Source organism: Polaribacter tangerinus, from assembly GCF_038024095.1.
GTDB classification, from domain to species: Bacteria; Bacteroidota; Bacteroidia; order Flavobacteriales; family Flavobacteriaceae; genus Polaribacter; species Polaribacter tangerinus.
Window position 1 is genome coordinate 2128217 of record NZ_CP150668.1, and the last position, 25898, is coordinate 2154114.

At 30.9% G+C, this 25898-nt stretch carries 28 protein-coding genes; 16 read left to right on the top strand and 12 right to left on the bottom strand.

Annotation, left to right across the window (positions count from 1 at the left end; translation table 11 throughout):
- Positions 1 to 687: a Crp/Fnr family transcriptional regulator gene (locus WHD54_RS09255; protein WP_088323698.1), complete on the bottom strand. Its 687-nt coding sequence runs from the start codon at positions 685 to 687 to the stop codon at positions 1 to 3.
- A 98-nt stretch (positions 688 to 785) separates the two neighbouring features.
- Here WHD54_RS09255 and WHD54_RS09260 point away from each other — a divergent pair, with 98 nt between their 5' ends.
- The 11 genes from WHD54_RS09260 (at position 786) to WHD54_RS09310 (ending at position 12089) form a co-directional block, all read left to right on the top strand.
- Positions 786 to 3161, top strand: coding sequence for a heavy metal translocating P-type ATPase (locus WHD54_RS09260; RefSeq protein WP_088323697.1), 2376 nt, complete (start codon positions 786 to 788; stop codon positions 3159 to 3161).
- 4 nt (positions 3162 to 3165) lie between these two features.
- The gene (locus WHD54_RS09265; RefSeq protein WP_088323696.1) at positions 3166 to 3504 is read left to right on the top strand and encodes an AraC family ligand binding domain-containing protein; all 339 of its coding nucleotides are present in this window, start codon (positions 3166 to 3168) and stop codon (positions 3502 to 3504) included.
- A complete protein-coding gene (hemN, locus tag WHD54_RS09270) occupies positions 3504 to 4871 on the top strand; it encodes an oxygen-independent coproporphyrinogen III oxidase (protein WP_088323695.1) in 1368 nt (455 codons plus the stop codon). The genes WHD54_RS09265 and hemN overlap by 1 nt, the downstream gene beginning before the upstream one ends.
- Positions 4872 to 4955: 84 nt before the next feature.
- Positions 4956 to 5120: a cbb3-type cytochrome oxidase assembly protein CcoS gene (ccoS, locus tag WHD54_RS09275; protein WP_088323694.1), complete on the top strand. Its 165-nt coding sequence runs from the start codon at positions 4956 to 4958 to the stop codon at positions 5118 to 5120.
- 17 nt (positions 5121 to 5137) lie between these two features.
- Positions 5138 to 7333 carry a cytochrome-c oxidase, cbb3-type subunit I gene (ccoN, locus tag WHD54_RS09280; protein WP_088323693.1) on the top strand — a complete coding sequence of 732 codons (2196 nt, stop codon included), beginning with the start codon at positions 5138 to 5140 and terminating at the stop codon, positions 7331 to 7333.
- Between the two features lie 4 nt (positions 7334 to 7337).
- Positions 7338 to 7505 carry a CcoQ/FixQ family Cbb3-type cytochrome c oxidase assembly chaperone gene (locus tag WHD54_RS09285; protein WP_088323692.1) on the top strand — a complete coding sequence of 56 codons (168 nt, stop codon included), beginning with the start codon at positions 7338 to 7340 and terminating at the stop codon, positions 7503 to 7505.
- A gap of 11 nt (positions 7506 to 7516) precedes the next feature.
- On the top strand, positions 7517 to 8398 hold the full coding sequence (locus WHD54_RS09290; RefSeq protein ID WP_088323691.1) for a cbb3-type cytochrome c oxidase N-terminal domain-containing protein: 882 nt from the start codon (positions 7517 to 7519) through the stop codon (positions 8396 to 8398).
- 18 nt (positions 8399 to 8416) lie between these two features.
- Complete coding sequence (ccoG, locus tag WHD54_RS09295) at positions 8417 to 9838, top strand: cytochrome c oxidase accessory protein CcoG (protein WP_088323690.1); 1422 nt, start codon at positions 8417 to 8419, stop codon at positions 9836 to 9838.
- Between the two features lie 9 nt (positions 9839 to 9847).
- Positions 9848 to 10294 (top strand): FixH family protein, encoded by a 447-nt coding sequence (locus tag WHD54_RS09300; RefSeq protein ID WP_088323689.1) that lies wholly within the window; start codon positions 9848 to 9850, stop codon positions 10292 to 10294.
- Positions 10294 to 10992, top strand: a complete 699-nt coding sequence (locus WHD54_RS09305; RefSeq protein ID WP_088323688.1) for a sulfite exporter TauE/SafE family protein — start codon at positions 10294 to 10296, stop codon at positions 10990 to 10992. Before WHD54_RS09300 ends, WHD54_RS09305 begins: the two co-directional genes overlap by 1 nt.
- Before the next feature lie 122 nt (positions 10993 to 11114).
- The gene (locus WHD54_RS09310; protein WP_340767773.1) at positions 11115 to 12089 is read left to right on the top strand and encodes a type IX secretion system membrane protein PorP/SprF; all 975 of its coding nucleotides are present in this window, start codon (positions 11115 to 11117) and stop codon (positions 12087 to 12089) included.
- On the opposite strand, the gene murI is transcribed toward WHD54_RS09310, so the two are convergent.
- The 8 genes from murI to WHD54_RS09350 all read right to left on the bottom strand — a co-directional run bounded on the left by murI (position 12086) and on the right by WHD54_RS09350 (position 20061).
- Positions 12086 to 12880, bottom strand: coding sequence for a glutamate racemase (murI, locus tag WHD54_RS09315; protein WP_394364880.1), 795 nt, complete (start codon positions 12878 to 12880; stop codon positions 12086 to 12088). The genes WHD54_RS09310 and murI overlap by 4 nt on opposite strands.
- Positions 12881 to 12942: 62 nt before the next feature.
- Positions 12943 to 13473, bottom strand: coding sequence for an OmpH family outer membrane protein (locus WHD54_RS09320; RefSeq protein WP_088323686.1), 531 nt, complete (start codon positions 13471 to 13473; stop codon positions 12943 to 12945).
- A 20-nt stretch (positions 13474 to 13493) separates the two neighbouring features.
- Positions 13494 to 14285 (bottom strand): OmpH family outer membrane protein, encoded by a 792-nt coding sequence (locus WHD54_RS09325; RefSeq protein WP_088323905.1) that lies wholly within the window; start codon positions 14283 to 14285, stop codon positions 13494 to 13496.
- A 65-nt stretch (positions 14286 to 14350) separates the two neighbouring features.
- Entirely contained in the window at positions 14351 to 16906 is a 2556-nt protein-coding gene (gene bamA / locus WHD54_RS09330) for an outer membrane protein assembly factor BamA (protein ID WP_088323904.1), read from the bottom strand.
- Positions 16907 to 16913: 7 nt separating this feature from the next.
- On the bottom strand, positions 16914 to 17657 hold the full coding sequence (locus WHD54_RS09335; protein WP_088323685.1) for an isoprenyl transferase: 744 nt from the start codon (positions 17655 to 17657) through the stop codon (positions 16914 to 16916).
- Between the two features lie 7 nt (positions 17658 to 17664).
- The gene (locus WHD54_RS09340; protein WP_088323684.1) at positions 17665 to 18357 is read right to left on the bottom strand and encodes a DUF6089 family protein; all 693 of its coding nucleotides are present in this window, start codon (positions 18355 to 18357) and stop codon (positions 17665 to 17667) included.
- A gap of 107 nt (positions 18358 to 18464) precedes the next feature.
- Positions 18465 to 19364 carry an NAD kinase gene (locus tag WHD54_RS09345; protein WP_198943146.1) on the bottom strand — a complete coding sequence of 300 codons (900 nt, stop codon included), beginning with the start codon at positions 19362 to 19364 and terminating at the stop codon, positions 18465 to 18467.
- A gap of 37 nt (positions 19365 to 19401) precedes the next feature.
- A complete protein-coding gene (locus WHD54_RS09350) occupies positions 19402 to 20061 on the bottom strand; it encodes a CBS domain-containing protein (RefSeq protein ID WP_088323682.1) in 660 nt (219 codons plus the stop codon).
- A 93-nt stretch (positions 20062 to 20154) separates the two neighbouring features.
- On the opposite strand from WHD54_RS09350, the gene WHD54_RS09355 reads away from it, so the two are divergent.
- Together WHD54_RS09355 and WHD54_RS09360 are read left to right on the top strand one after the other, a co-directional pair.
- Positions 20155 to 20868 carry a pyridoxine 5'-phosphate synthase gene (locus WHD54_RS09355; RefSeq protein ID WP_088323681.1) on the top strand — a complete coding sequence of 238 codons (714 nt, stop codon included), beginning with the start codon at positions 20155 to 20157 and terminating at the stop codon, positions 20866 to 20868.
- 52 nt (positions 20869 to 20920) lie between these two features.
- Positions 20921 to 21694, top strand: coding sequence for an alpha/beta fold hydrolase (locus WHD54_RS09360; protein WP_088323680.1), 774 nt, complete (start codon positions 20921 to 20923; stop codon positions 21692 to 21694).
- A 164-nt stretch (positions 21695 to 21858) separates the two neighbouring features.
- On the opposite strand, the gene WHD54_RS09365 is transcribed toward WHD54_RS09360, so the two are convergent.
- From WHD54_RS09365 to WHD54_RS09375, 3 genes are all read right to left on the bottom strand, one after another.
- The gene (locus tag WHD54_RS09365) at positions 21859 to 22440 is read right to left on the bottom strand and encodes a Crp/Fnr family transcriptional regulator (RefSeq protein ID WP_088323679.1); all 582 of its coding nucleotides are present in this window, start codon (positions 22438 to 22440) and stop codon (positions 21859 to 21861) included.
- Between the two features lie 78 nt (positions 22441 to 22518).
- Positions 22519 to 22755, bottom strand: coding sequence for a hypothetical protein (locus WHD54_RS09370; RefSeq protein ID WP_088323678.1), 237 nt, complete (start codon positions 22753 to 22755; stop codon positions 22519 to 22521).
- A gap of 5 nt (positions 22756 to 22760) precedes the next feature.
- Positions 22761 to 23369, bottom strand: coding sequence for a thiamine diphosphokinase (locus WHD54_RS09375; RefSeq protein WP_233130983.1), 609 nt, complete (start codon positions 23367 to 23369; stop codon positions 22761 to 22763).
- A gap of 72 nt (positions 23370 to 23441) precedes the next feature.
- Here WHD54_RS09375 and WHD54_RS09380 point away from each other — a divergent pair, with 72 nt between their 5' ends.
- From WHD54_RS09380 to WHD54_RS09390, 3 genes are read left to right on the top strand one after another with little or no spacing between them, the layout of a single operon-like run.
- On the top strand, positions 23442 to 24521 hold the full coding sequence (locus WHD54_RS09380; RefSeq protein ID WP_088323676.1) for a diphosphomevalonate/mevalonate 3,5-bisphosphate decarboxylase family protein: 1080 nt from the start codon (positions 23442 to 23444) through the stop codon (positions 24519 to 24521).
- A 5-nt stretch (positions 24522 to 24526) separates the two neighbouring features.
- The gene (locus WHD54_RS09385) at positions 24527 to 24919 is read left to right on the top strand and encodes a toxin-antitoxin system YwqK family antitoxin (RefSeq protein ID WP_088323675.1); all 393 of its coding nucleotides are present in this window, start codon (positions 24527 to 24529) and stop codon (positions 24917 to 24919) included.
- A gap of 51 nt (positions 24920 to 24970) precedes the next feature.
- Positions 24971 to 25897, top strand: coding sequence for a mevalonate kinase family protein (locus WHD54_RS09390; protein ID WP_088323674.1), 927 nt, complete (start codon positions 24971 to 24973; stop codon positions 25895 to 25897).
- Position 25898: the final 1 nt, after the last annotated feature.

Genomic DNA, 25898 nt, shown 5'->3' on the forward strand with positions numbered 1-25898 from the left:
CTAAAAACCTTGAGCTATTTTTATGAGCTCTTGTTCTTTTAATATTTTTATTTCTTTACCATGAAACTCAATAATATTTTGTTTTTTAAAATCAGATAACAATCGAATGGCAGACTCGGTTGCAGTACCAATTATATTTGCAATATCTTCTCTAGAAAGTTGAATATTAATTACATTATCTTCGTTAATATCGAAACTCTTTTTTAGGTTTATAAGTGTTTCTGCTAAACGTTGTTTAACAGTTTTTTGAGCCATATCTACAATTATGTTATCTGCTTTTTTTAAAGTGTTTGCCATGTCCTTTAAAATACCCATAGTAAATTCAGTATTTTTCTCTAAATCTCTAATTATTTCTTCTTTAGGAACAAAACAAACTTCCATATCATTTAGTGCTACAGCTTTAAGGTTAGATGCTTCATCAGAAATTAAACTTCTTTCACCAATTAAATCGCCTTTTTTTATGAGGCTAATTATTTGGTTTCTACCGTTTTCACTCATTTTAGAGACTTTACAAACACCATCTCTTATACAAAAAACACCATTTATGTATTCGCCTTCATCAAAAAGGATTTCTCCTTTCTTAACAAACTTTGAAGTTTTACATGCAGATATTCGTACCAATTCCTCTTTTTTTAAATGTTTAAAGGAATTAAATTGCCTAACAATACATTGCTCACACTTGCTCATGCCTATTTTTTTTCTATTTCAAAGATACCAAAAAGCTGACAATTATCATATTTTAAAATTAATAGTTGTTAGAAATTTGCATAGGCAAAAGAGTAAATATGAAAGCTACACAATGTTATCACTGTGGCGATTCTTGTACAAACACAATTATTCATTTCGATGATAAAAAGTTTTGTTGTAATGGTTGTAAAACTGTCTATGAAATTTTTTCTGAAAACGACTTAACGTGTTACTACAATTTTCAAGACAATCCTGGGGCAATACCGAATGAGATTCAAGGCAAATACGATTTTCTTGATAATAATGAAATTGTAGAAAAACTCTTAGAATTCTCCGACGGAGATTCCCAAGTTATAACACTCTATATTCCACATATACATTGTAGTTCTTGTATTTGGGTTTTAGAAAACTTACACAAACTAAATAAAAATATTGCAAGTTCTCAAGTAGATTTTCCTAAAAAGACGGTTCGTATAACTTATAATGCAACAAAAACTTCACTTAAAGAAGTTGTTTTGTTATCAAGTTCTATAGGTTATGAACCCTATATAAGTTTAGACGATTATACTTCTGGGAAGAAAAAAGTAGATAGAAGCTTACTCTATAAGCTTGGTATAGCAGGTTTTGCCTTCGGAAATGTAATGTTTTTATCTTTTCCGGAATACTTTGAGGTTTCTGAGTTTTGGCTTGAAGAATACAAAAACGTTTTTCGAGGGTTAATGTTTGTATTTTCTCTACCAGTGGTTTTTTATGCTTCAAACACTTATTTTATATCGGCATTTAAAGGTTTACGGTCAAAAATTTTAAATATTGATGTACCAATAGCACTCGGTATTTTGGTACTTTTTGTAAGAAGTACTATAGAAATTGTTTTCGATTTAGGTACCGGTTTTTTCGATAGTTTAACAGGACTTGTTTTCTTTTTACTGTTAGGAAAATTTTTTCAACAGAAAACCTATAACTTTTTATCGTTTGAACGAGACTATAAGTCATATTTTCCAATTGCAGTGACTAGAATTAGTGCCAATAAAGAAGAAAATGTACAAATTTACGAGGTTAAAAAAGGAGATAGACTACTAATTCGCAATCAAGAACTTATTCCAGTAGACGGAATTTTAATAAACGGAAATGCACAAATAGATTACAGTTTTGTAACAGGAGAAGCTGCTCCAATAAGTAAAAAATCTGGTGACAAATTATTTGCTGGTGGTAAACAATTGTCGGGTGTTATAGAAATGGAAGTATTAGCCACCGTTTCTCAAAGTTATCTTACACAATTATGGAGTAATGATGTTTTTAAAACAGAGGGTAGATCTCAATTTAAAACAATTACAGACACAATTAGTAAAAACTTTACAATTGCTGTTTTATCAATTGCTTTTTTGGCAACAACTTTTTGGTTGTTTGTAGATGTACATATAGCTATTAATGTTTTTACAGCAGTTTTAATTATTGCTTGTCCTTGTGCAATAGCACTTGCGGCACCTTTTACATTAGGAAACATGTTGCGCATTTTTGGACGTAATAAGTTTTATTTAAAAAATGCAACAGTAGTAGAACAATTGGCAAAAATAGATACACTTATTTTTGATAAAACAGGTACACTTACCACCAATAAAGAAAACAATATAACTTACAATGGAAGTGCTTTTTCTGCTTCAGAAAAAATACTTATTAAAAGTAGTTTAAGAGCTTCTAACCATCCGTTAAGTAGAACGTTATACGAAACTTTTACAGAGGTTACACCAGTAGAAATTACAAACTTTAAAGAATTTATAGGCAAAGGAATTGAGGTTTCTTACAATAAAAATACACTAAGATTAGGTGCTGCCTCTTTTGTGAAAAATACCTTAGAAGAAAATACACTAGATACAGCAGTTCATGTAAGTTTTAATTCTATTTATAAAGGAAAATTTACTTTTAAAAACTCCTACAGAAACGGGGTAAAAACCTTGTTTAATACTTTAAAAGAAAATTATGAGTTAGCGGTTGTTTCTGGAGACAATCAAGGAGAAAAAGAGTATTTGCAACAAAGTTTGCCAAAAGACACCACACTGTTATTCAATCAAAAACCAGCAGATAAACTAGAGGTAGTTGCAACTCTACAAAAACAAGCTAAAAAAGTAGCCATGATTGGCGATGGCTTAAATGATGCAGGTGCATTGGCACAAAGTGAGGTAGGTATTGCATTGTCAGAAAATATTAATGTTTTTTCACCAGCATGTGATGCTATTTTAGATGCTTCTAAATTTGTTCATATAGATACTTTTTTAAAGGCTTCTAAAAAAGCCATCCAAATAATAAAATACAGCTTCATACTCTCTTTGTGCTACAACATTGTAGGACTGTATTTTGCTGTTACCGGACAATTAATGCCAGTAATAGCTGCAATACTAATGCCTTTAAGTTCTATTAGTATAGTAGTATTTACAACAGTAGCTACCAACTTTTTAGGAAGAAAATTACACAAATAAAATTATGAAAACAGCCTCATTTTTAAACAACATTACTTTTAATAATACAAAGCCTGCAATTAATATGCTTTTAGAAACTTCATTTTCGAAAGAAATTAGAATAGCATTTAAAGAGGGGCAGGTAATGACAGCGCATAAGGCTCCTTTAGCAATTGTAGTTCAGGTGCTTAAAGGTGCTATTGATTTTGGAGTATATGATGAAATTATACCATTAAAATCAGGAGATTTAATTTCGTTAGAACCTAATGTTATTCATCATCTTTCAGCAATAAAAGAGAGTGTAGTAAGACTAACCTTATTAAAATTAGATAATATAGAACGCCTAGAAAAAGTATTAAAATAATGAAATCACTTTTACAGAAATATAATATTCCTGGCCCCAGATATACCAGTTACCCTACTGTTCCGTATTGGAATAAAGAGGGGATAACTAAAACTGATTGGATATCGTCCTTTAAAAAATCGTTCAAAGAAAGCAATCAAAAAGAAGGAATTAGTATATATATTCATCTGCCATTTTGCGAAAGTTTGTGCACTTTTTGCGCTTGTCATAAACATATTACCAAGCGTCATCAAGTAGAAGAGAACTATATAAATACTGTTTTAAAAGAATGGATTTTGTATGTAGGTTTAGTTGATGAAACACCAATTATTAAAGAGTTGCATTTAGGTGGCGGAACACCTACTTTTTTTTCAAAAGAAAATTTAAAGTTTTTGGTTGATGGAATTTTTAAAAATGCAAAAAAGCACCATAATGCATCTTTCAGTTTCGAGGGGCATCCCAATAATACTACAAGAGAACAATTACAAACACTTTACGATTGTGGTTTTAGACGGGTAAGTTTTGGTGTGCAAGATTACAATCTAAAAGTACAAAGGGCCATTCGTAGAGTACAACCTTTTGAACAGGTAAAAAAAGTTACAGAATGGAGTCGGGAAATCGGATATACTTCTGTGAGTCACGATTTAATTTTTGGTTTACCTCATCAAACAAAAGAAAATATACTAGCAACTATTCACAAAACAAATAAGTTGCTTCCAGACAGAATTTCCTTTTACAGTTACGCCCATGTTCCTTGGGTTAAAGGAGTGGGACAAAGAGGTTTTAGCGAAGCCGATTTACCAAAAGCAGATGTTAAAAGAGCCTTGTATGAAAGTGGAAAAAATCTTTTTTCTGAGTTAGGATATCAAGAAATTGGTATGGATCATTTTGCTCTGAAAACAGATAGCCTATTTAAGGCTACTAAGCAAAAAACATTGCACCGAAACTTTATGGGATATTCCGACAATAAAACGCAATTAATGTTGGGTTTAGGAATGTCTGCAATTTCAGATTCTTGGCATGCTTTTGCACAAAACGTAAAAACTGTAAAAGAGTATGAGAGACTAGTAGATATGGGAGAAATACCAATTTTTAGAGGTCATTTACTAAGCGAAAAAGATATAGTAATAAGAAAGCATATTTTAAATATGATGTGTCATTTTGCTACTTCGTGGAATACAAAAGAGTTAGAAATAGAAGAAATAGACACACATTTAGCGCTATTAGAAGAGATGCAAATAGATGGTTTAGTTTTAGTTGATAAAGAGGCTAAAACACTAAAAATACCAGAAAAAGCAAGACCATATGTTCGTAATATTTGTATGGCTTTCGATGCTCATTTACTTAAAAATAAACCGAAAACACAATTATTTTCGATGACCATTTAATTTTATTTTAACAATATGACATTTGTCATATTTTAACAATACTATCAATATTATTTTTGATATATCAAATTTATCAGGCAAGATATGAGCGTAATATACCTACTTCTAACACTAAGTATTATAGTGGCAATTATATTTCTTATTGCATTTATTTATTCAGTAAAAAGTGGTCAGTACGATGATTCATATACACCATCTGTTCGTATGCTTTTTGATGATGAACTTGTAAAAACAAACAAAAAAAAATAAAGACTAAATTATAGATTATGGAAATGCAACAATTTTATTACGATAATAAAATCGTAAAAAAATTTATCTACGCTACTTTACTTTGGGGAATAGTAGGTTTTACAGTTGGTTTAATGCTGGCTTTTATGTTTATTTTTCCCAATTATACAGAAGGTATTTCATGGTTAAGTTTTGGTCGTCTTAGACCTTTACATACCAATGCGGTAATTTTTGCTTTTGTAGGAAACGCAATTTTTGCTGGAGTTTATTATTCGTTACAACGACTATTAAAGGCTAGAATGGCTAGTAATTTTTTAAGTAACTTTAATTTTTGGGGTTGGCAAGCTATTATTGTTGCAGCAGCTATTACGCTTCCTTTAGGGTATACATCTTCTAAAGAATATGCAGAGTTAGAATGGCCTATAGATATTGCCATTGCATTAGTTTGGGTAGCCTTTGGAGCCAATATGATCTGGACAATCTTGCAAAGAAGACAACGTCATTTGTATGTTGCAATATGGTTTTATTTAGCAACTTTTGTAACAGTTGCAGTATTGCATATTTTTAATAGTTTGGCACTTCCGGTTGGTTTCCTAAAATCATATTCTGTGTATGCTGGGGTTCAAGATGCACTTGTACAGTGGTGGTATGGCCATAATGCTGTAGCTTTTTTCTTAACTACTCCATTTTTAGGCTTAATGTATTATTTTGTACCAAAAGCTGCTAATCGACCAGTATATTCGTATAGATTATCTATTGTTCACTTTTGGTCTTTGATATTTTTGTATATATGGGCTGGTCCTCACCATCTATTATATACTTCGTTACCAGAGTGGGCTCAGAATTTAGGAGTTGCATTTTCTGTAATGTTAATTGCTCCTTCTTGGGGAGGAATGATAAATGGTTTACTAACTCTACGTGGTGCATGGGATAAAGTAAGAACAGATCCTGTATTAAAGTTTATGGTAGTAGCAATTACAGGATATGGTATGGCAACTTTTGAAGGGCCAATGTTGTCTTTAAAAAATGTTAATGCGATAGCACATTTCTCAGATTGGATTATTGCTCACGTACATGTTGGTGCATTAGCATGGAATGGTTTTCTTGCCTTTGGTATGCTATATTGGTTAATTCCAAGATTGTTTAAAACAAAATTATACTCTTTGGCATTGGCAAATGTTCACTTCTGGATTGGTACCTTAGGAATTATTCTGTATGCTTTACCAATGTATGTTGCAGGTTTTGTTCAGGCATCTATGTGGAAACAGTTTAATCCAGATGGTTCATTAGCCTACGGTAACTTTTTAGAGACCGTAAATGAAATTATTCCCATGTATTGGATGCGAGCAATTGGTGGTACTCTTTATATTATTGGTGCTATTGTAATGTTGTACAATGTAGTGTTAACAGTAAAATCTGGTGCTAAAGTAACAGACGAATTAGCAGAAGCTGCACCATTAACAAAAGTGCCAAAACACAGAACCAAAGGAGAAGGTTGGCACACTTGGATTGAAAGAAAGCCAATAAAACTTACCATTTATGCAACCATAGCTATACTAATTGGAGGTGCAGTACAAATAATACCTACGTTATTAGTGAAGTCTAATATTCCTACTATTAGTAGTGTAAAACCTTATACGCCACTAGAATTGGAAGGTAGAGATATATATATAAGAGAAGGTTGTGTAGGTTGTCATTCTCAAATGATTAGACCTTTTAGAAGCGAGGTAGAAAGATATGGAGAGTATTCTAAAGCAGGAGAATTTGTTTACGATCATCCATTTCTTTGGGGTTCAAAAAGAACCGGACCCGATTTACATAGAGTCGGACAAAAGTATAATGATAGCTGGCACTTAAACCACATGTACGACCCTCAAAGTACTTCGCCGGGTTCTATTATGCCCTCTTATAAATGGCTAATAACAGATCCGCTAGACAAAACAAATACAGAAAATAAAATGAGGGCAATGGTCTCTTTAGGAGTTCCTTATTCGGAAGAAGAAATTGCCAATGCTCAAGAGCACATGTTAGTACAAGGAGCAAAAATTGAGCAGAATTTATATGCCGATCCAGATTTTGCAAAGAATTACGATGCAGACAAAGCGTATGCAGAAGAAAATGGAGAAGCTTTTATAGAGATGAAAAATAGAGAAATAGTAGCTGTAATTGCATATATACAACGATTAGGAACCGATATAAAAGTAAAAGAAGAACAAAAAATATCCAAAAAATAAGACAATGTTAAAATTTATAAAAGGTCATATGGAAAGTATTATAGGGGTAGAAGTATATCCTTTAATATCACTACTTATTTTTTTTACCTTTTTTGTAGCACTTTTTTGGTGGGTGATAACTGCAAAAAAAGAACACATTAAAGAAGTAAGCAACATACCATTAGACTCATAAAAGTTAAAAAAATGAAAAGAACCTTTCAATCTACAGTTTATGTAATCTTTGTAATTGTTACGTTTATAGCACTTGCCAAAGCGTTTATGGTGTACGAAAACCCATTTGATATTTATGAAAACCCATTGGTTTGGCTGGCCTTAATAGGGTTTGTTATAGTAGTAACTCTTAAAGAAGTGGTTAGTTTTTTGGCAACAAAAAAAGTAACTGAATTACAGAACGAAAAAGAAGGTATAGTTCCAGAACCAGCAAATGCATGGATAAAAAGACTGTTAAAAAGTTGGACAAAATCTAAGGATATTTCTCAAGAAGAGGAAATAGTTTTAGATCATAATTATGATGGAATTAGAGAGTTAGACAATACTTTACCACCTTGGTGGGTGTACATGTTTTATGCAACCATTGTTTTTGCACTTGTATATATGGTTCGTTTTCATGTTTTAGACGGCGATTCTCAAATTGTTGAATACGATAAAGCTGTAGCAGAGGCAAAAGCAGCATTACAAAAATACAAGTCTGCTGCACCAGCAACCGATTTTATTACAGCTGAAACAGTTACTTTATTAACAGATACTAAAGATTTAAATAGAGGAAAAGCTGTATTTAATTTAAACTGTGCTTCGTGTCATTTGTCTGATGGAGGAGGAGCAATAGGACCTAATTTAACTGACGAATACTGGATTTTAGGTGGTGGAATTAAAAACGTTTTTAACACGGTTGCAAAAGGAGGTAGAGATGGAAAAGGAATGATAGCTTGGGATAAAACACTAAAAGCAGCTGATATTGCAAAGGTTTCTAGCTATGTTATTTCATTACAAGGAACTACACCGGCAACTGCAAAAGCACCAGAGGGAGAAAAGTGGGAAAGTGCTAAAGAAGAAGAAAGTAAATAGTTTAAAACTTACTAAACAATGGAAACACCCAACAACGAACAATTTAGAGATAGTATAGGTACTATAGATTCTGAAGGAAAACGTTCTTGGGTTTTTCCTAAAAAACCTAGCGGAAAATTTTATAAGTACAGAACGTATGTTAGCTATCTTTTATTAAGCTTTTTACTCACTGCTCCCTTCATAAAAGTAAACGGAAACCAGTTTTTATTATTTAATGTTTTAAAGCGTAAGTTTAGTATTTTCGGTTTTCCTTTTTGGCCTCAAGATTTTCATTTACTTGTAATTTCTATGATTGTTGGGGTTGTATTTGTAATTTTATTTACCGTAATTTTTGGACGAATTTTTTGCGGATGGATTTGTCCTCAAACCATTTTTTTAGAAATGGTTTTTAGAAAAATTGAGTACCTGATTGACGGAGATAGAGGTAAACAAATTCGGTTAGACAAGCAGCCTTGGAATGCAGAAAAGATAAAAAAGAGACTTTTAAAATGGACTATCTTTTTTATAATTTCTTTTATAATAGCCAATGTTTTTCTTGCTTATTTAATTGGTGGCGATGTTGTAATAAGTTACATCACCGGTAATCCGTTAGAAAATATAAATACCCTTATTTCACTCATAATTTTTACAAGTATTTTCTATTTTGTATTTGCATGGTTTCGAGAACAAGTATGCATTATTGCTTGTCCTTATGGTAGGTTGCAAGGTGTTTTATTAGATAACAAAACAATAAATGTTGCTTACGACTATAAACGTGGCGAACGTGAAAAAGGGCGGTCAAAATTTAAGAAAAACGAAGACAGAGAATCTTTAGGAAAAGGAGATTGTATAGATTGTAAACAATGTGTTGTTGTTTGTCCTACAGGTATAGATATTAGAAATGGTACACAGTTAGAGTGTGTAAATTGTACAGCTTGTATTGATGAGTGCGATCATATAATGGAAAATATTGGCTTACCAAAGGGATTAATTAGATACGCAAGTGAAGATAATATAGCTAAGAAAAAACCTTTTAAATTTTCTGCAAGAATGAAAGGGTATTCTGCTGTTTTACTAATATTAATAGGTATTTTAATTGGGATGCTTTTTTTAAGAAATGATGTAGAAGCATCAATTTTAAGATTACCAGGACAGTTATATCAACACAAAGAGAATAATATTATAAGCAACGTATACACTTACAAAGTAATTAATAAAACAACAGAAAAAATTACCGATGTTAGTTATAAAATTTTATCGCATAAAGGAGAAATAAAGATAGTTGCTAATGAAAAATTTACTATTCCAAAGCAAGGTTTAGCAGAGGGAACATTGTTTATAGAGCTAAATGCTGCTTCACTAAAAAGTGATAAAGAGAAACTAGAAATAGGAGTTTTTAGTGGAGATAAATTAATAGAAACAACCATTACCAATTTCTTGGGGCCAAGAAGTTATAAATAAAAGAAAAACATGAAATTTAATTGGGGAACAGGAATTGTGGTAGCTATTATCGCTTTTATGAGTTTTATACTTTATTTGGTTATAACCATGAGCACAGGTGCTGCTTACAAACACGATTTGGTTACAGAAAAGTATTATCAGAAAGAAATTGGTTTTCAGAACGAAATTACTGCTCAGGAAAATGCCTTTGCGTTAGAAGAAAAAATAATTATTGGAAGAGAAAATGATGGAATACGAATTACATTTCCGTCATTTTTTAATCCAAATGAAATTAAAGGAAAAGTGTTCCTATACAGACCATCCAATAAACAATTAGATTTTGAAATTCCTATTTCAATTTCTAAAACATATTTGCTCGTGCCTGACAATAGTTTGTTAGATGGTCGTTGGAACATGAATATTGCCTTTACCTACAAAGAAAAAGAATACCTTGTTAAAAAAGAAATAGACTATTAATGTTTTTATCTGCAATTTTATTGGGCTTATTAGGTAGTTTGCATTGTGTTGGAATGTGTGGTCCTATAGCTTTTATGTTGCCAATTGATAGAAAGAATAGACTAAAAGGTTTTTTACAATTGTTAAGTTATCATTTAGGTAGGTTATTTACCTATAGCCTAATCGGATTATTGTTTGGTTTTTTAGGAAAAGGATTTTATTTATTCGGGTTTCAGCAACAAATATCTATTATTGCTGGGGTTAGTATGATTTTAATTATTGTATTTCCTAAATTTTTTAATAAAATTAATTTTTCTAAAAGTATAAATTCTTTCATTTTTAGAGTTAAAAATGCGTTGGGTGAGGCTTTAAAGAAAAAGGGGAATGATACTTTTTTTACCATTGGTTTTTTAAACGGATTTTTACCTTGTGGTTTAGTTTATATGGCGGTTTTTGGCGCTGTAGCTACAGCAACACCATTAGAAGGAAGTTTGTATATGTTTTTATTTGGTTTCGGTACAATTCCTTTAATGACTTCTGTTGTTTATTTGGGAAATTTTACCAAAGGTACTCTAAGGGTTAAAATTCAACATGCCATTCCTTATCTAGTAATTTTAGTAGGAGTTCTTTTTGTTTTAAGAGGTTTAGGCTTAGGAATTCCCTATGTTTCTCCTAAACCGATAGTAGAGTTGGTTAGCTCAACTAATGCCTGTCATTAATCTTATTTTTTCGGCCTTTTATTTTAGGAAACTATGTTAAATATTTTCTTTAAAAAGTATTCCTAACAATAAAAATAATATATTTGATTCTCTAATAAATAATTTTAGGCTGAATGAAGTTTATGTATGTAAGAATTTCCTTTTTACTTGTGTCCATTTTTATGCTAAAAGTAAATGCACAAGAAACTTTACCAATATATACAGATTATTTGTCGGACAATGTTTTTTTAGTGCATCCATCTGCTGCAGGTATTGGAAATTCTAGTAAGCTTAGACTTACAGCAAGGCAACAATGGTTTGACGTGCCTAATGCTCCATCATTACAAACTATGAGTTTTCATAGTAAATTTAGTGAGTATTCAAATGCAGCTTACGGTGTTGTTTTATTTAATGATAAAAATGGATTTCACTCACAAAAAGGTATTCAAGGAACTTATGCTTACCATTTGCCCATGGGAAACTCCAGTGTTTTTGAGCAACTTTCTTTTGGTTTGGCATTTACTTTTGTTCAAAATCAGTCAGACCAAAGGTCTTTTACAGGAGACCCTGCCGTTGCAGCAATAGTAGAGAGTACTAGTTACTATAATGCAGATTTTAGTGTTGCTTACCACAGAGGTGGATTTTCATCTTATTTTACGGTCAAAAATTTATTTCTAACAGCCAAGAATAATTTAAATGTTTTAGAACCTTTAGATTTAAGAAATTTTGTAGTTTCTGCTGGATATTATTTCGGCTTAGAAAACTTTGTGCAATTTGAACCTTCTGTAATGCTTCAGTTTAGAGAAGGTACCGGAGAGCGAATTGCAGATGTAAACTTAAAAGCATACAAGAACCTTTCTAAAACTCAACTATGGGCAGCGCTTTCTTATCGAAGAAATTTTGATGCAGATAGTTTAGAAGATGCTTCTTACATTACCCCAATTTTGGGCGTAAATTATAAAAACTTCATGTTTTCATACGCTTATACTAGGCAATTGAACGAAATATTATTTGCCGATTCGGGCTTTCATCAAATTTCTGTAGGTATTAATCTATGGACAAAAGAACCAAGAGCTGCGGCGTGTCCGAATATAAATGGAAATTTTGGAAGTTTTTAGAAGTCCAATTTTTTAACCGTTACATTTTCTATTTCTTTAGCTAATAAATTTTTTAAGGTATTTGTATTTTTATTGCTAAATAGTAAATGAGTTCCCTTTGTTTTACTCGAGTTTTCTATATTGTTTTTATAAAGTACATTTTTTGTTTGTCTAGCAACCGCCTCACCAGAATCTATAATTCGTATGGTATTTCCAACAATTTTTCTAATTTGAGGAATTAAATACGGATAATGTGTACAGCCTAAAACTAAAGAATCTATATTTTCTGATAACATTGGTTGTAAATAGGAGGCCAGTAATGTATTCATTTCTGGGGTATCTAATTTTCCGTTTTCTATAAGCTCTACAAGTCCTTTTCCAATAGTTTCTTTAAGTGTAATACTTTTAGGAATACTGTTAGCTGTTTTTTCAAAAAGCGCACTATTTAGGGTTCCTTTGGTAGCCAATATACCAATAGTATTTGTGCTGGTAGTTAGCGCTGCCGGTTTTATAGCTGGCTCTATACCAATAAACGGAACACTATATTCATTTCGTAAAAAAGAAATTGTATTGGTGGTAGCTGTATTACAAGCTACAACAATTAATTTACACTTCTTTTTAAGAAGATACGCTGTGTTTTTTCGACATAAATTAATTATTTCTTCTTTTGATTTTTCTCCGTACGGTGCATTTTTACTATCCGAAAGGTATATTGTATTTTCATTTGGCAATAAGGTAACTACTTCTTTCCATATCGAAGTACCACCTACACCAGAATCGAAAAAGCCAATAGGATTATTAGTAAACATCATAAAGTAAAAATAAAAAAAAACCTACTTTCAAAGTAGGTTTTTTAGTTTTTATTGGTAAATGATTACTGTCCTTGTTGTGGTAAAGGCTTATCTTTTAATAAACCTAATTTAACTTTTACTGCTTCGTATAAGTCTTCTCCTTTTTTTACAATTAAAGATTTAGCATCAAATACGTACAAAATACCTTTCGCAGCGGCAACCTCTTCAATAGCTTTTTCTGCTTTTTTTACAATTGGTGCAATACCTTCGTTTTGCTTCGCTTGCATTTCTTGGTAAGCAGCTTGTTGCGCTTGCTCTAATCTTGCTCTATCTACCTGAACTTCTTCTGCTCTTTTTTTATTGTTTTCTGGAGTTTGAGTTGCTTGTTCTGCAGTATACTTTTGGTATTTTTCTTCTAATTTTTTCTTCATTCCTTCGATATCATCTTGGTATGTTTTACCAATTTTTTCTAAGGTAACTCCCAAAGCTCTCGTTTCTGGCATATTATCTACAACTCTTTGATAGTCTATATGACCTATTTTTTGTGCATTCGCAACACCAGCCACTCCTAAAGTAAATACAGCAATTAATAGTAACGTTTTTAAATTTTTCATTCTTGTTTTAATTTAATTATTTATTGTTTTTGATCTTTGTTTACTTTCTTTTTTAAGTCTTCTTTTTTCTTTCTTAGCGCTTCTTTCTTTTTTCTTAATAGTTCTCTTTTTTCTTCTCTCTTTTTAAGCAATTCCGCTCTTTTTTGTTCTATTGCCTTTTTTCTAGCTTCTTTTTTAGATAGTGCTGCTTCTACAGCTTTTTCTTTTTTTGCTAACACCTCTTTTTGCTTATTGGTTAGCTCTTTAGGAGCGTTTTTTGCCGCTTCTTTTTGTTCCTTTTTTTCTTCTATCAATCGTGTTCTGTCAATAGAAGCTAAAACGAGCTCGCTAATATCGTATTTTTTATTGGAATATAGCATTACTAATTCACTAGATTTATCAAAAACAAAATCAAATTTTTTTCTTGCTGCTATATTTTGCACAGCATTGTAAACTTGGTCTTGTATTGGCTTTACTAGTTGTTTTCTTAAAGAAAACAAATCTCCGTTTGGACCAAAATATAGCGATTCTAACCTTCTTAACTCGTTTTGTTTTAAGCTGATTTCTTCTTCCTTTTCTTCAATTAAATCGGTAGTTAAAATAGCTTTTTCATTTGCTAAGTCCTCTTTTAAAATTTCTATATTTCTAGCTTCTTTATCTAATTTTTGTCTCCATTTTACAACCTTTTCATCTAAAGTATTCTGTGCTTCTAGATATTCTGGTACATTTTCTAGAATATATTCCATATCGATGTATGCAATAATTTGGTTTCTTTGAGATCTAATAATACTACTTGAAACTAGAAGAATGGTTAGTAAAATTATTTTTTTCATATCTATAAGGTATTTAGAAAAAACCATGCCAAAAAAACTTTCGACATTACAAATGTACAGTTTTTCTAGAATTGTCTTCCGATAATAAAATGTGTTTGCCAACCAGATTTTTCTATTTGACCAGGTAATGGATCGAAACCATGTGCGAAATCAATACCCAGTAAACCAAATGCAGGCATAAAAATACGTATACCTAAACCAGCTGATCTTTTTACTTCAAACGGATTAAATTCATTAAAATTGTTATAAGAGTTTCCTGCTTCTAAAAATCCTAAAGTATAAATAGAGGCAGAGGGCGCATCTGTTATAGAATACCTTAATTCTAATTGAAACTTATTGTAAATAGTTCCTCCATCGATAGAAGATAATCTATTATTTTCATATCCTCTTAATCCTACAACTTCTCTACCGTCTAATTGAAAAACAGCAATTCCATCTCCACCTACAAAATAACGTTCAAAAGGTGTTTGCCCGAGTTCATCGTTATAAAAACCTAAATATCCTATTTCTGCATTAGACATTAATACTAATTTATCTGTAAAAGAAGTATACCATTTCCCTTTTACGTTTAGTTTGTAATATTCTAACCATTTGTATTTATCTGCAAGAAAGTCATTTTGTTCTTCTGCTGTTAAACCTGTTGGCTCGGTATAATCTTTATTATTAAAAAGAGAATATGGCAATGTTGCTTTAACGCCAAAAGAAAATTCAGAACCATAAGTAGGAAAAATTAAACTTGGTCCGGCAGAATTTCTACTTAAATTTAAATTATAGGCAAGGTTGTTTAATGTTCCGTTATTTAAAATATTAGAACCAACTCTAAAACCATAGTTTTTAAGTTGAAAACTTTGGTAAGACACTGTTTGAGAGAGCTGGAAAAAATCATCTGGCCATTTTAAACGTTGTCCTAAACCTATAGAGGCTCCGGTTATACCCAATCTTCTATCTCTATCTACATCAAAAGTTTGTGGGTTTATTTGAAACTGATTTGATTGATAAATTGAAAATGATAGTGATTTTGGAGTTCTACCTCCAAACCAAGGTTCTGTAAAAGAAAAGCTATATGTACTAAAAGTTCTACTAGATTGTAGTCTTAAAGATAAACTTTGTCCATCTCCCATTGGTAAAGGCTTGTAGGCTTTTTTATTAAAAATATCTTTGATAGAAAAATTGTTAAAAGACAAACCTAGGGTACCAATAAATGAGCCACCTCCGTAACCTCCTTGTAGTTCTATTTGGCTACCTCCTTTTTCGATAACATTAAAGTTGATATCGGTTGTTTTATTTTGATAATCTGGTACAACATCGGGAGTAACATTTTGATCGAAAAAACCTAACTGACCAATTTCTCTAATAGATCTAATGATGGCGCTTCGGCTAAATAAATCTCCTGGTTTTACTCTTATTTCTCTAAAAAGGACATGGTCATTAGTTTTGTCATTCCCAGAAACTGTTACTCTTTTTATTCGAGCCTTTTCATCTTCTCTTATTCTTATTTCTACAGAAATAGAATCATTTTTTACTTTTGTTTCCACAGCATTTACTTGCGAGAACAGAAAACCGTTATCTTGGTATAAGGTAGAAATGTCTGAAGAGGTTGGGGTACCATCTCCTTTAACTCGTTCTTTTAGTACGGCTCCATTATATACATCTCCTTTATCAATTTTTAAAATACTATTTAACTGCTCGTCGGTATATTCTTTGTTTCCAACAAATAGTATTTCAGCAAATCGATATTGTCTTCCTTCTTCCAGTTCTATATTTATATTTATGGTATTATCGTCGTTCCAAGTAATTCCTTCGCTTAAAATACGAGCATCTCTATATCCTAAACGGCTGTATTTTTCTAAAATACTTTCTAAATCTTCTTGGTACTCTTCTTCTATATATTTTGAGCCTTTCCAAAATCTACCAAAAAATTTCTTTTTAGTATTTTTCATTGCTTTTCTAAGCCCTCTCTCAGAAACAGCTTCATTTCCAGTAAAATTAATATTCTTAATTTTAATTTTTTTTCCTTTATCAATAAATATAGACATGTTTACTACGTTAATATCTGTAGTATCTTTTGTTACATCAATTGAAACTTTTGTTTTTAAGAACCCTTTGTCTGTATATTTTTTTGCGAAGTAATTTTTAGAGGTTACTAATAAGTTATCGGTAACCATTTTACCAATTTTAAGTTCTGTGTCTTTTAATAATTCTTTGGCTTTAGATTTCTTAATTCCGTTAATTTTTACTTTGTTTATTTGTGGAAGTTCTTGCACATCGAATTGCAAATACACGTTTTCTCCATCTAACCTTGCCAAGTAAACATCTACATTACTAAATTGATTACTTTCATATAGTTTTTTTATGGCACTAGTAAGTTTGTCTCCGGGTAATTTTATTCCTTGTCCGTATCTTAAGCCGGTAAAAACTCTTACGGTTTCTTCGCTAAACTTTTTAAGTCCGGTAACAGAAATACCGCCCAAAATATACTCTTTACCTTCTTCGAAAGAGGTAGTTTTGTTGGCAAGTGTATCTTTTTTTACTACAGATAAACTATCTTGTTTTGTTTGTGCATTGATATTTACATTATAGATTAATGCTATACATACTAAGGTTGCAGAAAATAATTTCATATAAAATTTATTCTGTAATTTGTTCGCTTGTTTTTCCAAATCTTCGTTCTCTATTCTGATAATCTATTATAGCATCAAAAAAATGCTCTTTTCTAAAATCGGGCCATAATACCTCTGTAAAATATAATTCGGCGTAGGCCATTTGCCAAAGTAAGAAATTACTAATGCGATATTCTCCACTAGTTCTTATCATTAAATCTACATCGGGCAAATTAAATGTATATAAATGGTTATTAATAGTATTTTCGTTTATTTCTTCGATAGAAAGTTCTTTATTAACAACTTTTTTAGATATGTTTTTGATTGTATTAACAATTTCTTCTCTTGCTCCATAGCTTAGAGCAAGTGTTAGAGTAATTTTATCGTTATTTTTTGTAATGTCAATTACTTCTTTTAAAACTTTTTGGGCTTTTGTTGGTAGACTTTCTATATTACCAATGGCATTTACAACAACTCCGTTTTTTTGAAATGTGTTCAGTTCTTTTTTAAGAGAGCTTACCAATAAACTCATTAATGCATCTACTTCTAATTTTGGTCTTTTCCAGTTTTCGGTAGAAAATGCATAAAGGGTAATTGCTTTTACTCCTATTTCTGCGGCACTTTCTACAGATTCTCTTACTGCAGTTAATGCATTTTTATGTCCAAAAACTCTATTCATTCCTTTACCTTTTGCCCAACGTCCGTTTCCGTCCATAATTATGGCTACGTGTTGTGGTACTCTTTGTAAGTTAATGTGTACTTTTTTATCCATATAAATTTTATAATCCTTTGGTATAACAGGCAGGTCTACCAAAAGTGTAAATTAATGAAAATCCTGTAAATACATACCAATCATTTCCAGTGCCACCAAAATTTAAAGAGGGAATTTTATCAGTAGAAAAATCAAGGTCGTCTTCGAAAGTATATCTAAATTTAGTTTCTATGGCAAATGCAAAATCACCAATTAATTTCGATTTAAACCCTAGTCCGAAAGGAACAGCAAAAGAAGTTTTGTTAGTGTAAATATAGTTGTTAGGACTAACTTCTCTTTGTGTTGTTGTGTAATTAAAAGCAGCTAACTCTATTAAGATATAGGGAGTCCAGCTTTTGTTACTAGAAGAAATATCGTATTCATAAAAGTTAAATTCCATACCCAAAGCTACTTCGTTTATTGTGTTTTTAAAACTATAATCAGCTACATTTATGCCATTTATTGGAGGTAAAACTCTGTCTGAATTTTTATTATTTCCTCTTATTGGTAAAAAACTATAGGTACCTTTAAAAGCAATTCTTGGGTTCCAATTGTATTTAAAGAACACAGCTCCGGCTGCTGTATTTGGGTTTAAGTACTGCGTACTTCCTACGTCTCCAATAAAATTTGTTCCTCCAAAAGTAACTCCTATTTCATACACTTGTGCTTGTAAAACATATGAGAAACTAATAAATATAATCGCTAATATTGTGTTTTTCATCCTTAAAAATGGCGAGCAAATATAGAAAAATCAATTTGCTTTGTAAAGTTATTATTCAGTCTTTTTTGAATAACACTTTAAAAGTAAATATATTGTATTTGTTTGTGTTAAAGATTGGTTTCGTTTCTGGTATCTTCTCCCCATAATAATTTGCTTCTAAGAGTTTGAAGAAATGACTGATTATTGGGTATCATACTTTTTATGGTAAAAGTTGCTTTTTCTATAAAAACTGTAGTGTTTTCAGGTATAGAAGTTATTCTAGAGTCTAACGAAACTAAAAATTCTTTTTCTCTGGAAGCTACCTCGAGTTTTATAGCAGTTTTATCTGAAATTACCATAGGCCTTGCGTTTAAGTTATGTGGCGCAATAGGAGTAATTACTAAACTTTTAGAGTCGGGAGAGATTACCGGACCATTGCAACTTAAAGAGTATCCTGTAGAGCCTGTTGGTGTAGCAATAATTAATCCGTCTGCCCAATAATTTGTTAAATATTCATTGTCTAATGTGGTGGTTACACCTATCATCGAAGTAGTGTTTTTTCTAGCTATTGTAACTTCATTTAAAGCAAAATTTAAGCTAGATAACGCCGTAGTTTCCGGTACTGTTTTTACACTAAGTAAGCTTCTTTTTTGTATAATATATTCTCCTTTTAAAATAAGAGAAACACTTTCTTTGATTGTTTTTTTGTTGATAGTCGCTAGAAAACCTAACCGACCAGTATTAATTCCTAAAATGGGAATTCCTAAGTTTCTAATGTAGGTAACAGCTCTAAGAATAGTACCATCGCCACCAAGAGTAAACATAACGTCGAAAGAATTATTTAAATCTTTAAAATCGGCAAAAGTTGGATATTTTTTTGTTAAAATGCTTTCCGATACTAGTAATTCGTAAAACTTTTTTTCTATAAAGCAGACAATGTTATTTTCTTCTAGCACTTCTAGTAGAATTTGTATTTCTTTCTCTGCAGAAATAGAGTACGATTGTCCGTAAACGGCTACTTTTTTCAAATTTGATTCTTTTTTAATTTTCTAAGGTAGAAAAATTTTACATTTCTAAATACTTTTGTAAATATTGAGACCTGTTTTTTAAGTCTTCTAGGTATACATCATCTTCATGAGACGATATTATTTTGTAATCATATCTTCTAAAAGAATGTACTATTTCTTGTACATCTTTTGTAATTGTTTTAATAGTAATTTGAACGGTGTTTTCTTTTTTTTCTGAGACATAAATACCCAATACTTTACTATTGTTAGATTCTATAATTTGAGCAATTTCACTCATCGAAAAATCAGTTTCTAGTTTTTCTACTAAAATAGTTTCGCTGTTTTCTGCTAAAAACGGACTCGTGGCAAAAAGGTCTAAAATATCATTTAAATCGTAATAACCTTTGTAGTTCTTAGTTGCATCAAGCACCGGTAAAATATTGGTATCATTGTCTGCAAAAATTTTTAAAACTTCTAAAATGCTTGCCTTTTCATCAGTAAAAAATACATTTAAAAGATGATTGTAATTTGTAATTAGACTATTACTTTCCTCTAATGTTTGAATATCTTGTTCTGCAAAACACCCCAAAAAACGATGATTTTCTACCATCGGAAAATGAGTAATTGGGTAATTAGCAAACAGTTCTTTTGCGTCCTCTAAAGAATTTGATTGTTTTAAAGGTTTAATTTCATTTAGTATTTGAGCTGTTATTTCCATTCTGTACGAATATATAATAATTTCATTTAAAAACCTTGATTAGTCTTGAAAGTGTACCTCTTATAATTTATCTTTGTACTCTAATTTTTTATGATGACAAAGTTAAGTGTAAATATTAATAAAATAGCAACTTTAAGAAATTCTCGTGGTGGAAATGTGCCAAATTTGTTAAAAGTAGCAGCTGATATTCAAAGTTTTGGTGCGCAAGGTATTACCATTCATCCAAGACCCGATGAAAGACACATTAAATACCAAGATGCCAGAGATTTGGTTTCTGTAGTTACTTCAGAGTATAACATCGAGGGAAATCCAATTCAATCTTTTATAGATTTAGTTTTAGAAACAAAGCCAACACAGGTAACGTTGGTACCAGATGCTATAGATGCTATTACTTCAAATGCAGGTTGGAACACTATAGATAATCAGTCTTTTTTAAGTGAAGTGATTCAGGAGTTTTCTAACAATGGAATTCGCACTTCAATTTTTATAGATACCGATTTTAAAATGATTGAAGCCGCAGCAAAAACTGGCACAGACAGAGTAGAGTTATATACCGAGGCTTTTGCCGATGCATATCAAAAAGGTAATAAAAACGGCATAAAACCATATATAGATTCCGCTGTATTGGCTCACAAACTGGGCTTAGGAATTAATGCTGGGCATGATTTAAGTTTAGATAATATTAAATATTTCAAAGAAAATATACCCAATTTAGCAGAAGTTTCTATTGGCCATGCTCTTATTTCAGAAAGTTTATACTTAGGTCTAGAAAATGTAGTAAATATGTATTTACATCGACTAAAGTAATTTTAGAAGTTTACTTAATTACTGTTTACAAAAAAAATAATACCCAATTAAAATGAATAGCCATACTATCTTGCACTCAACTGTTTTAGGGAAAGGGAGTCCTTTATTAATACTACATGGTTATTTCGGAATGTCGGATAATTGGAAAACTCTAGGAAATCGATTTTCAGATACTTTCGAGGTTCATTTAATAGACCAAAGAAACCACGGAAGAAGTTTTCATGAATCAGTTTTTAACTATGATGTTTTAGTAGAAGATTTAAAAAGATACATAGCGCATTATAACTTAGAAAAATGCTCTTTAATTGGACATTCTATGGGAGGGAAAACTGCTATGTTATTTGCTGTAAAATATCCTGAACTTTTACATAATTTAGTAGTTGTAGATATTTCACCCAGATTTTATGAGCCTCATCATAATGCTATCTTAGCAGCGTTAAATTCGGTTGATTTCTCTATTGATACCTCTAGAAAATTGGTAGAAAATAAGTTAGAAAAACTGATACCTGAAATTGGAGTTAGACAATTTTTATTAAAAAATGTATACTGGAAAGAAAAAGGGCAATTAGCTTATCGTTTTAATTTGGATAGTTTAACTTTTAATAATAAAGAAGTTGGAGCTGCTTTACCACCTCATACAGTTTTTAATAAAGAAACTTTGTTTTTAAAAGGAGAAAACTCAAATTATATTACCGAAAAAGAAGAGGCTACAATTTATACTCATTTTCCTGAAGCTATTATAAAAGAAATTAAAAATGCTGGGCATTGGTTGCATGCCGAGAATCCAACACAATTTTATGACGAAGTAATTCATTTCTTACAGTAAAAGAAACTCCCCTTTACATTTAAAGGCGCTTGGTTATTACCTTAACGCCTTTAAATTGGGGGATTTTTAATTCTAGTATCTTTATAATAATACCAAATTAATAACGAACTATTTATAGTACAAATTTACAACCAAAGTTGTTGTAAAAAGTTGATGTATGTTAATTAATTTTTAGAAGTTAAACTTTTTCTAATTCTACTTAAACTTTCACTGGTAATACCTAAATAAGAGGCAATATGGTAATTTTTTACACATTGCTCTATGTTAGGATATGTCTCTTGAAAAAGTAAATATTTTTCTTTGGCAGTTTTAGAAAGATCTGCTAAAATTCTTTTTTGAAAACTAGCAAAAGCATGTTCTAGTTTTTGTCTAAAAAAAGTTTCTAATCTGGGGTATTTGACATACAATTTTTCTATGTCTTTTCTGGAGATTTGATAAAGTACAGCATTTTCTAATACCTCAATTGTCATAATTGATTTTTTACCAGTAAAAAGAGCTGTAAAATCGCTAATCCACCAATCTTTTATAGCAAATTGCAAGGTGTATTCTTTCCCTTTTTGGTCGGTAAAGTAAGATCTTAAACAGCCTTCTGCAACAAAATATTGGTGCGTAACTTTCTTATTATTTTCTATTAGAATGGCTCCTTTTTTAAATTCAATTTTTTTTATTTTTTTACCAATAAAAGAAAGTTCTTCATCAGAAAAGAGCACCCCTTTATAAATCTCTTGAATTTCTGAATTGCTCATGTTAGTAATGCTTAGGAATATGAGCTTAAGATACTAATATTTATAGCATTATCAAAAAATAAAATAGGCAATTTTAGTTTACGAAGTAATTTCTCCTCTGTGAGGTTTTAGGGCATCTCTGAAGGTTTTTAGGTTGTTTTCATCAACACTAATAAAAGCACATACGAGCATTGGGTTTTTTTCTAAAATATCAATTTCATAAAAAGACAAATTTTCTAACTCAGCAAATTCTTTTAGATGTTTAGTGTGGTGAATGGCAGTTTCTTTGGCATCTTCACCCCTAAAATCCCATAAAAGTTTAATTTTTCTATTCATTTTTTTTAGTCATTTACAAACACAAATAAATTTCCGTTTGTGTGGTTTATAGAGATGTTATTTTTTATGGCTTTATTACGTGTACCAATTTTTTTCCCCATTTCTAAATGTTCATTAACAAGTTCATACTCTAAACCTTCTGTATAAACTTCAGAAACAAAAGACATCGGAATTAAAGAAATAGTTTTGTGAAGACAATTGGTGATATTTACTTTTTGTTCTGCTAAAAAATAATATCCATGTGCGTCATAAAAAGTCATTTTTAACCTGTTTTTGTAATGTATGGCAGTACTTAGATTACCAATAAAATGATCTTGCTCTTTTCCGCTTGCGCCAAATACATCAATTTCTGTACACCCTTTTTGTATTAAAATTTCAACTATTTTATCAAAATCGGTAAAGTTTTGATTGGGCGTGTGAAAGGTTTCGATATTTTGAGCCAAACTTTTTATGGAGTCAAAATCGCCTGCAATAAAATCCGGAACAATATTATTTTCTTTCAAATAATTATAAGCACCATCAGTTGCACAAATAATATCATAACCAGAAAGGTTGGGTATTTTTTGAGGAAGTTTACCATTTAATAATAAAAAAACTCGTGTTGTTTTCATCATTACAAAAATACCATAAAAAGTCGATTCTTATTTTATTGAAATAGTTTTATCTTTACTGCAAATTAGAAACTCTTGAATACAGCACAATTTATTCCAAAATCAACAACCTCAAATATTAAGGAAGCTACTTTTACCTGGAAAACGCCAAGTAATATTGCGTTGGTAAAATATTGGGGAAAGTCCAACTCTCAAATCCCTAAAAATACTTCTATTAGCTTTACTTTAAACAACTGCCATACAATTACATCTGTTAAGTTTAGTAAAATTGATACTGTAGCAACAGTAAATTTCGATTTGTTTTTTGAAGGAAAACCCAAAGAGGAATTTACGCCAAAAATTGCTGAATTTTTTAAACGAATTGCAAATTATTGTCCGTATATTTTTGATTATAAAATGGTTATTGATTCAGAGAATTCTTTTCCGCACTCCAGCGGAATTGCTTCTTCTGCTAGCGGATTAAGTGCTATTGCCATGTGTTTAATGAGTTTAGAAAAAGAGTTGTATCCAGAAATTACATCAGATTTTATTAATAAAAAAGCCTCTTTTTTAGCTCGCTTGGGCTCTGGTAGTGCAAGTAGAAGTATAGAAGGTCCTTTAGTTGTTTGGGGAAATCATAAGGATATTCCTGAGAGTTCCGATTTATACGGAGTACGTTTTCCGTTTAAAATACATACTATTTTTAAGAATTATCAGGATGCAATTTTGTTGGTAGACAAAGGAGAAAAGCAGGTTTCTAGTACTGTGGGGCATAATTTGATGCATCAACACCCATATGCATCAAACCGTTTTTTGCAAGCCAATCAAAATATATCTAAAATAACTAAAATATTATCAGAAGGAGATATCAAAGCTTTTGTAAATTTAGTAGAAAGTGAGGCATTAACATTGCATGCAATGATGCTTATGAGCAATCCTTATTTTATTTTAATGAAGCCAAATACACTAGAAATTATTAATAAAATTTGGGAGTATAGAGCTCAACACAACAGTAATGTTTGTTTTACTTTAGATGCAGGAGCTAATGTTCATGTATTATTTCCTGAAAGTGAAAAAAAGGCAATTCATAAATTTATAGATAGTGAATTGGCTGTTTTTTGCCAACATAAACAATACATTTTAGACGAGGTCGGTTTGGGGGCTGAAAGTTTATAAATACAATGAAATCAATTTTTCTTTTTTTAGCGTTCAGTTTGTTGTTTTTTTCAGCATTAGTTGGTCAAGAAAAAACATGGTTAGATGCTCAAGGAAATACTGTGTTTGAAGAAGATGCCGTTTATTTTACTTTTGATAAAGTAAAAGATTCCGAAAAATATGCCATAGTTCATTATTATAAAATAGGAGCCATAGCGGAAGAATTTACCATGTCTTTTAAAAATAAAGAAGGTAAGTTTATTGCTTATTATGTAACAGGAGAAGTAAAAACTACAGGAAAATATACAAATAATTTAAAAGATGGAGTTTGGAAATCCTACTATAGAACTGGCAAAATCAAAGAAAAAGGGCGCTATAAGAATGGCGAAAAAGTAGGTGTTTGGAAAACTTTTTATTGATATTTTCTTAACATAAAAATTTGTATTTTTGTAACCTTAATATAAAACACTATGAAAGGACCATTATTTTATGCCAAAATATTATTGTTTGGCGAATATGGAATAATAAAAGATTCTAAAGGATTGGCAATACCTTTTAATGCCTACAGAGGTGCATTAAAAACCTCAAAAAATCTTTTAGGAAAATCTCTTATCTCAAACCAAAATTTACAAAAACTACACCAATATTTAGCCAATTTAAATACCGAGCTGGTGCAGTTTAATTTAGAAGAGTTCCAGCAAGATATCGCAAACGGAATGTATTTCGATTCTTCTATACCACAAGGTTACGGAGTTGGTAGTTCAGGTGCTTTAGTAGCCTCTATTTACGATAAATATGCCACCAACAAAATAACTGTATTAGAGAATTTAACCCGAGACAAACTCTTAAATTTAAAAGAAATTTTCGGTTTAATGGAATCTTTTTTTCATGGCAAAAGTTCTGGTTTAGACCCTTTAAATAGTTACTTAAGTTTACCAATATTAATCAACTCTAAAGACAATGTCGAGCCAGCCGGAATTCCGTCTCAAAAAGAAGGTAAAGGAGCTGTTTTTTTATTGGACTCTGAGCAAATAGGAGAAACTGCACCTATGGTAAATATTTTTATGAATAAGATGAAAAATGAAGGTTTTAGAAAAATGATTAGCGAAGAATTTTCTACAACTACAGATGCTTGTATAGAAGATTTCTTGCAAGGCAACGTAAAATCTTTATTTGGTAATGTTAAATTACTCTCTAAAATAGTTCTAAAGAATTTTAAACCAATGATACCGAAAGCGTTTCATAAAATTTGGGAACAAGGTATAGCTACCAACGATTATTACTTAAAATTATGTGGTTCTGGTGGTGGCGGTTATATTTTAGGTTTTACAGAAGATTTTACCAAGGCTCAAAAAAGTTTAAAAGATTATAAGCTAGAATTAGTTTATAGATTTTAGG

Excerpts from the sequence above, each read along its gene's own strand:
- WHD54_RS09255 (WP_088323698.1), bottom strand. The coding sequence starts at position 687 with ATGAGCAAGTGTGAGCAATGTATTGTTAGGCAATTTAATTCCTTTAAA.
- WHD54_RS09260 (WP_088323697.1), top strand. The coding sequence starts at position 786 with ATGAAAGCTACACAATGTTATCACTGTGGCGATTCTTGTACAAACACA.
- WHD54_RS09265 (WP_088323696.1), top strand. The coding sequence starts at position 3,166 with ATGAAAACAGCCTCATTTTTAAACAACATTACTTTTAATAATACAAAG.
- hemN (WP_088323695.1), top strand. The coding sequence starts at position 3,504 with ATGAAATCACTTTTACAGAAATATAATATTCCTGGCCCCAGATATACC.
- ccoS (WP_088323694.1), top strand. The coding sequence starts at position 4,956 with ATGAGCGTAATATACCTACTTCTAACACTAAGTATTATAGTGGCAATT.
- ccoN (WP_088323693.1), top strand. The coding sequence starts at position 5,138 with ATGGAAATGCAACAATTTTATTACGATAATAAAATCGTAAAAAAATTT.
- WHD54_RS09285 (WP_088323692.1), top strand. The coding sequence starts at position 7,338 with ATGTTAAAATTTATAAAAGGTCATATGGAAAGTATTATAGGGGTAGAA.
- WHD54_RS09290 (WP_088323691.1), top strand. The coding sequence starts at position 7,517 with ATGAAAAGAACCTTTCAATCTACAGTTTATGTAATCTTTGTAATTGTT.
- ccoG (WP_088323690.1), top strand. The coding sequence starts at position 8,417 with ATGGAAACACCCAACAACGAACAATTTAGAGATAGTATAGGTACTATA.
- WHD54_RS09300 (WP_088323689.1), top strand. The coding sequence starts at position 9,848 with ATGAAATTTAATTGGGGAACAGGAATTGTGGTAGCTATTATCGCTTTT.
- WHD54_RS09305 (WP_088323688.1), top strand. The coding sequence starts at position 10,294 with ATGTTTTTATCTGCAATTTTATTGGGCTTATTAGGTAGTTTGCATTGT.
- WHD54_RS09310 (WP_340767773.1), top strand. The coding sequence starts at position 11,115 with ATGTATGTAAGAATTTCCTTTTTACTTGTGTCCATTTTTATGCTAAAA.
- murI (WP_394364880.1), bottom strand. The coding sequence starts at position 12,880 with ATGATGTTTACTAATAATCCTATTGGCTTTTTCGATTCTGGTGTAGGT.
- WHD54_RS09320 (WP_088323686.1), bottom strand. The coding sequence starts at position 13,473 with ATGAAAAATTTAAAAACGTTACTATTAATTGCTGTATTTACTTTAGGA.
- WHD54_RS09325 (WP_088323905.1), bottom strand. The coding sequence starts at position 14,285 with ATGAAAAAAATAATTTTACTAACCATTCTTCTAGTTTCAAGTAGTATT.
- bamA (WP_088323904.1), bottom strand. The coding sequence starts at position 16,906 with ATGAAATTATTTTCTGCAACCTTAGTATGTATAGCATTAATCTATAAT.
- WHD54_RS09335 (WP_088323685.1), bottom strand. The coding sequence starts at position 17,657 with ATGGATAAAAAAGTACACATTAACTTACAAAGAGTACCACAACACGTA.
- WHD54_RS09340 (WP_088323684.1), bottom strand. The coding sequence starts at position 18,357 with ATGAAAAACACAATATTAGCGATTATATTTATTAGTTTCTCATATGTT.
- WHD54_RS09350 (WP_088323682.1), bottom strand. The coding sequence starts at position 20,061 with ATGGAAATAACAGCTCAAATACTAAATGAAATTAAACCTTTAAAACAA.
- WHD54_RS09355 (WP_088323681.1), top strand. The coding sequence starts at position 20,155 with ATGACAAAGTTAAGTGTAAATATTAATAAAATAGCAACTTTAAGAAAT.
- WHD54_RS09360 (WP_088323680.1), top strand. The coding sequence starts at position 20,921 with ATGAATAGCCATACTATCTTGCACTCAACTGTTTTAGGGAAAGGGAGT.
- WHD54_RS09365 (WP_088323679.1), bottom strand. The coding sequence starts at position 22,440 with ATGAGCAATTCAGAAATTCAAGAGATTTATAAAGGGGTGCTCTTTTCT.
- WHD54_RS09370 (WP_088323678.1), bottom strand. The coding sequence starts at position 22,755 with ATGAATAGAAAAATTAAACTTTTATGGGATTTTAGGGGTGAAGATGCC.
- WHD54_RS09375 (WP_233130983.1), bottom strand. The coding sequence starts at position 23,369 with ATGATGAAAACAACACGAGTTTTTTTATTATTAAATGGTAAACTTCCT.
- WHD54_RS09385 (WP_088323675.1), top strand. The coding sequence starts at position 24,527 with ATGAAATCAATTTTTCTTTTTTTAGCGTTCAGTTTGTTGTTTTTTTCA.
- WHD54_RS09390 (WP_088323674.1), top strand. The coding sequence starts at position 24,971 with ATGAAAGGACCATTATTTTATGCCAAAATATTATTGTTTGGCGAATAT.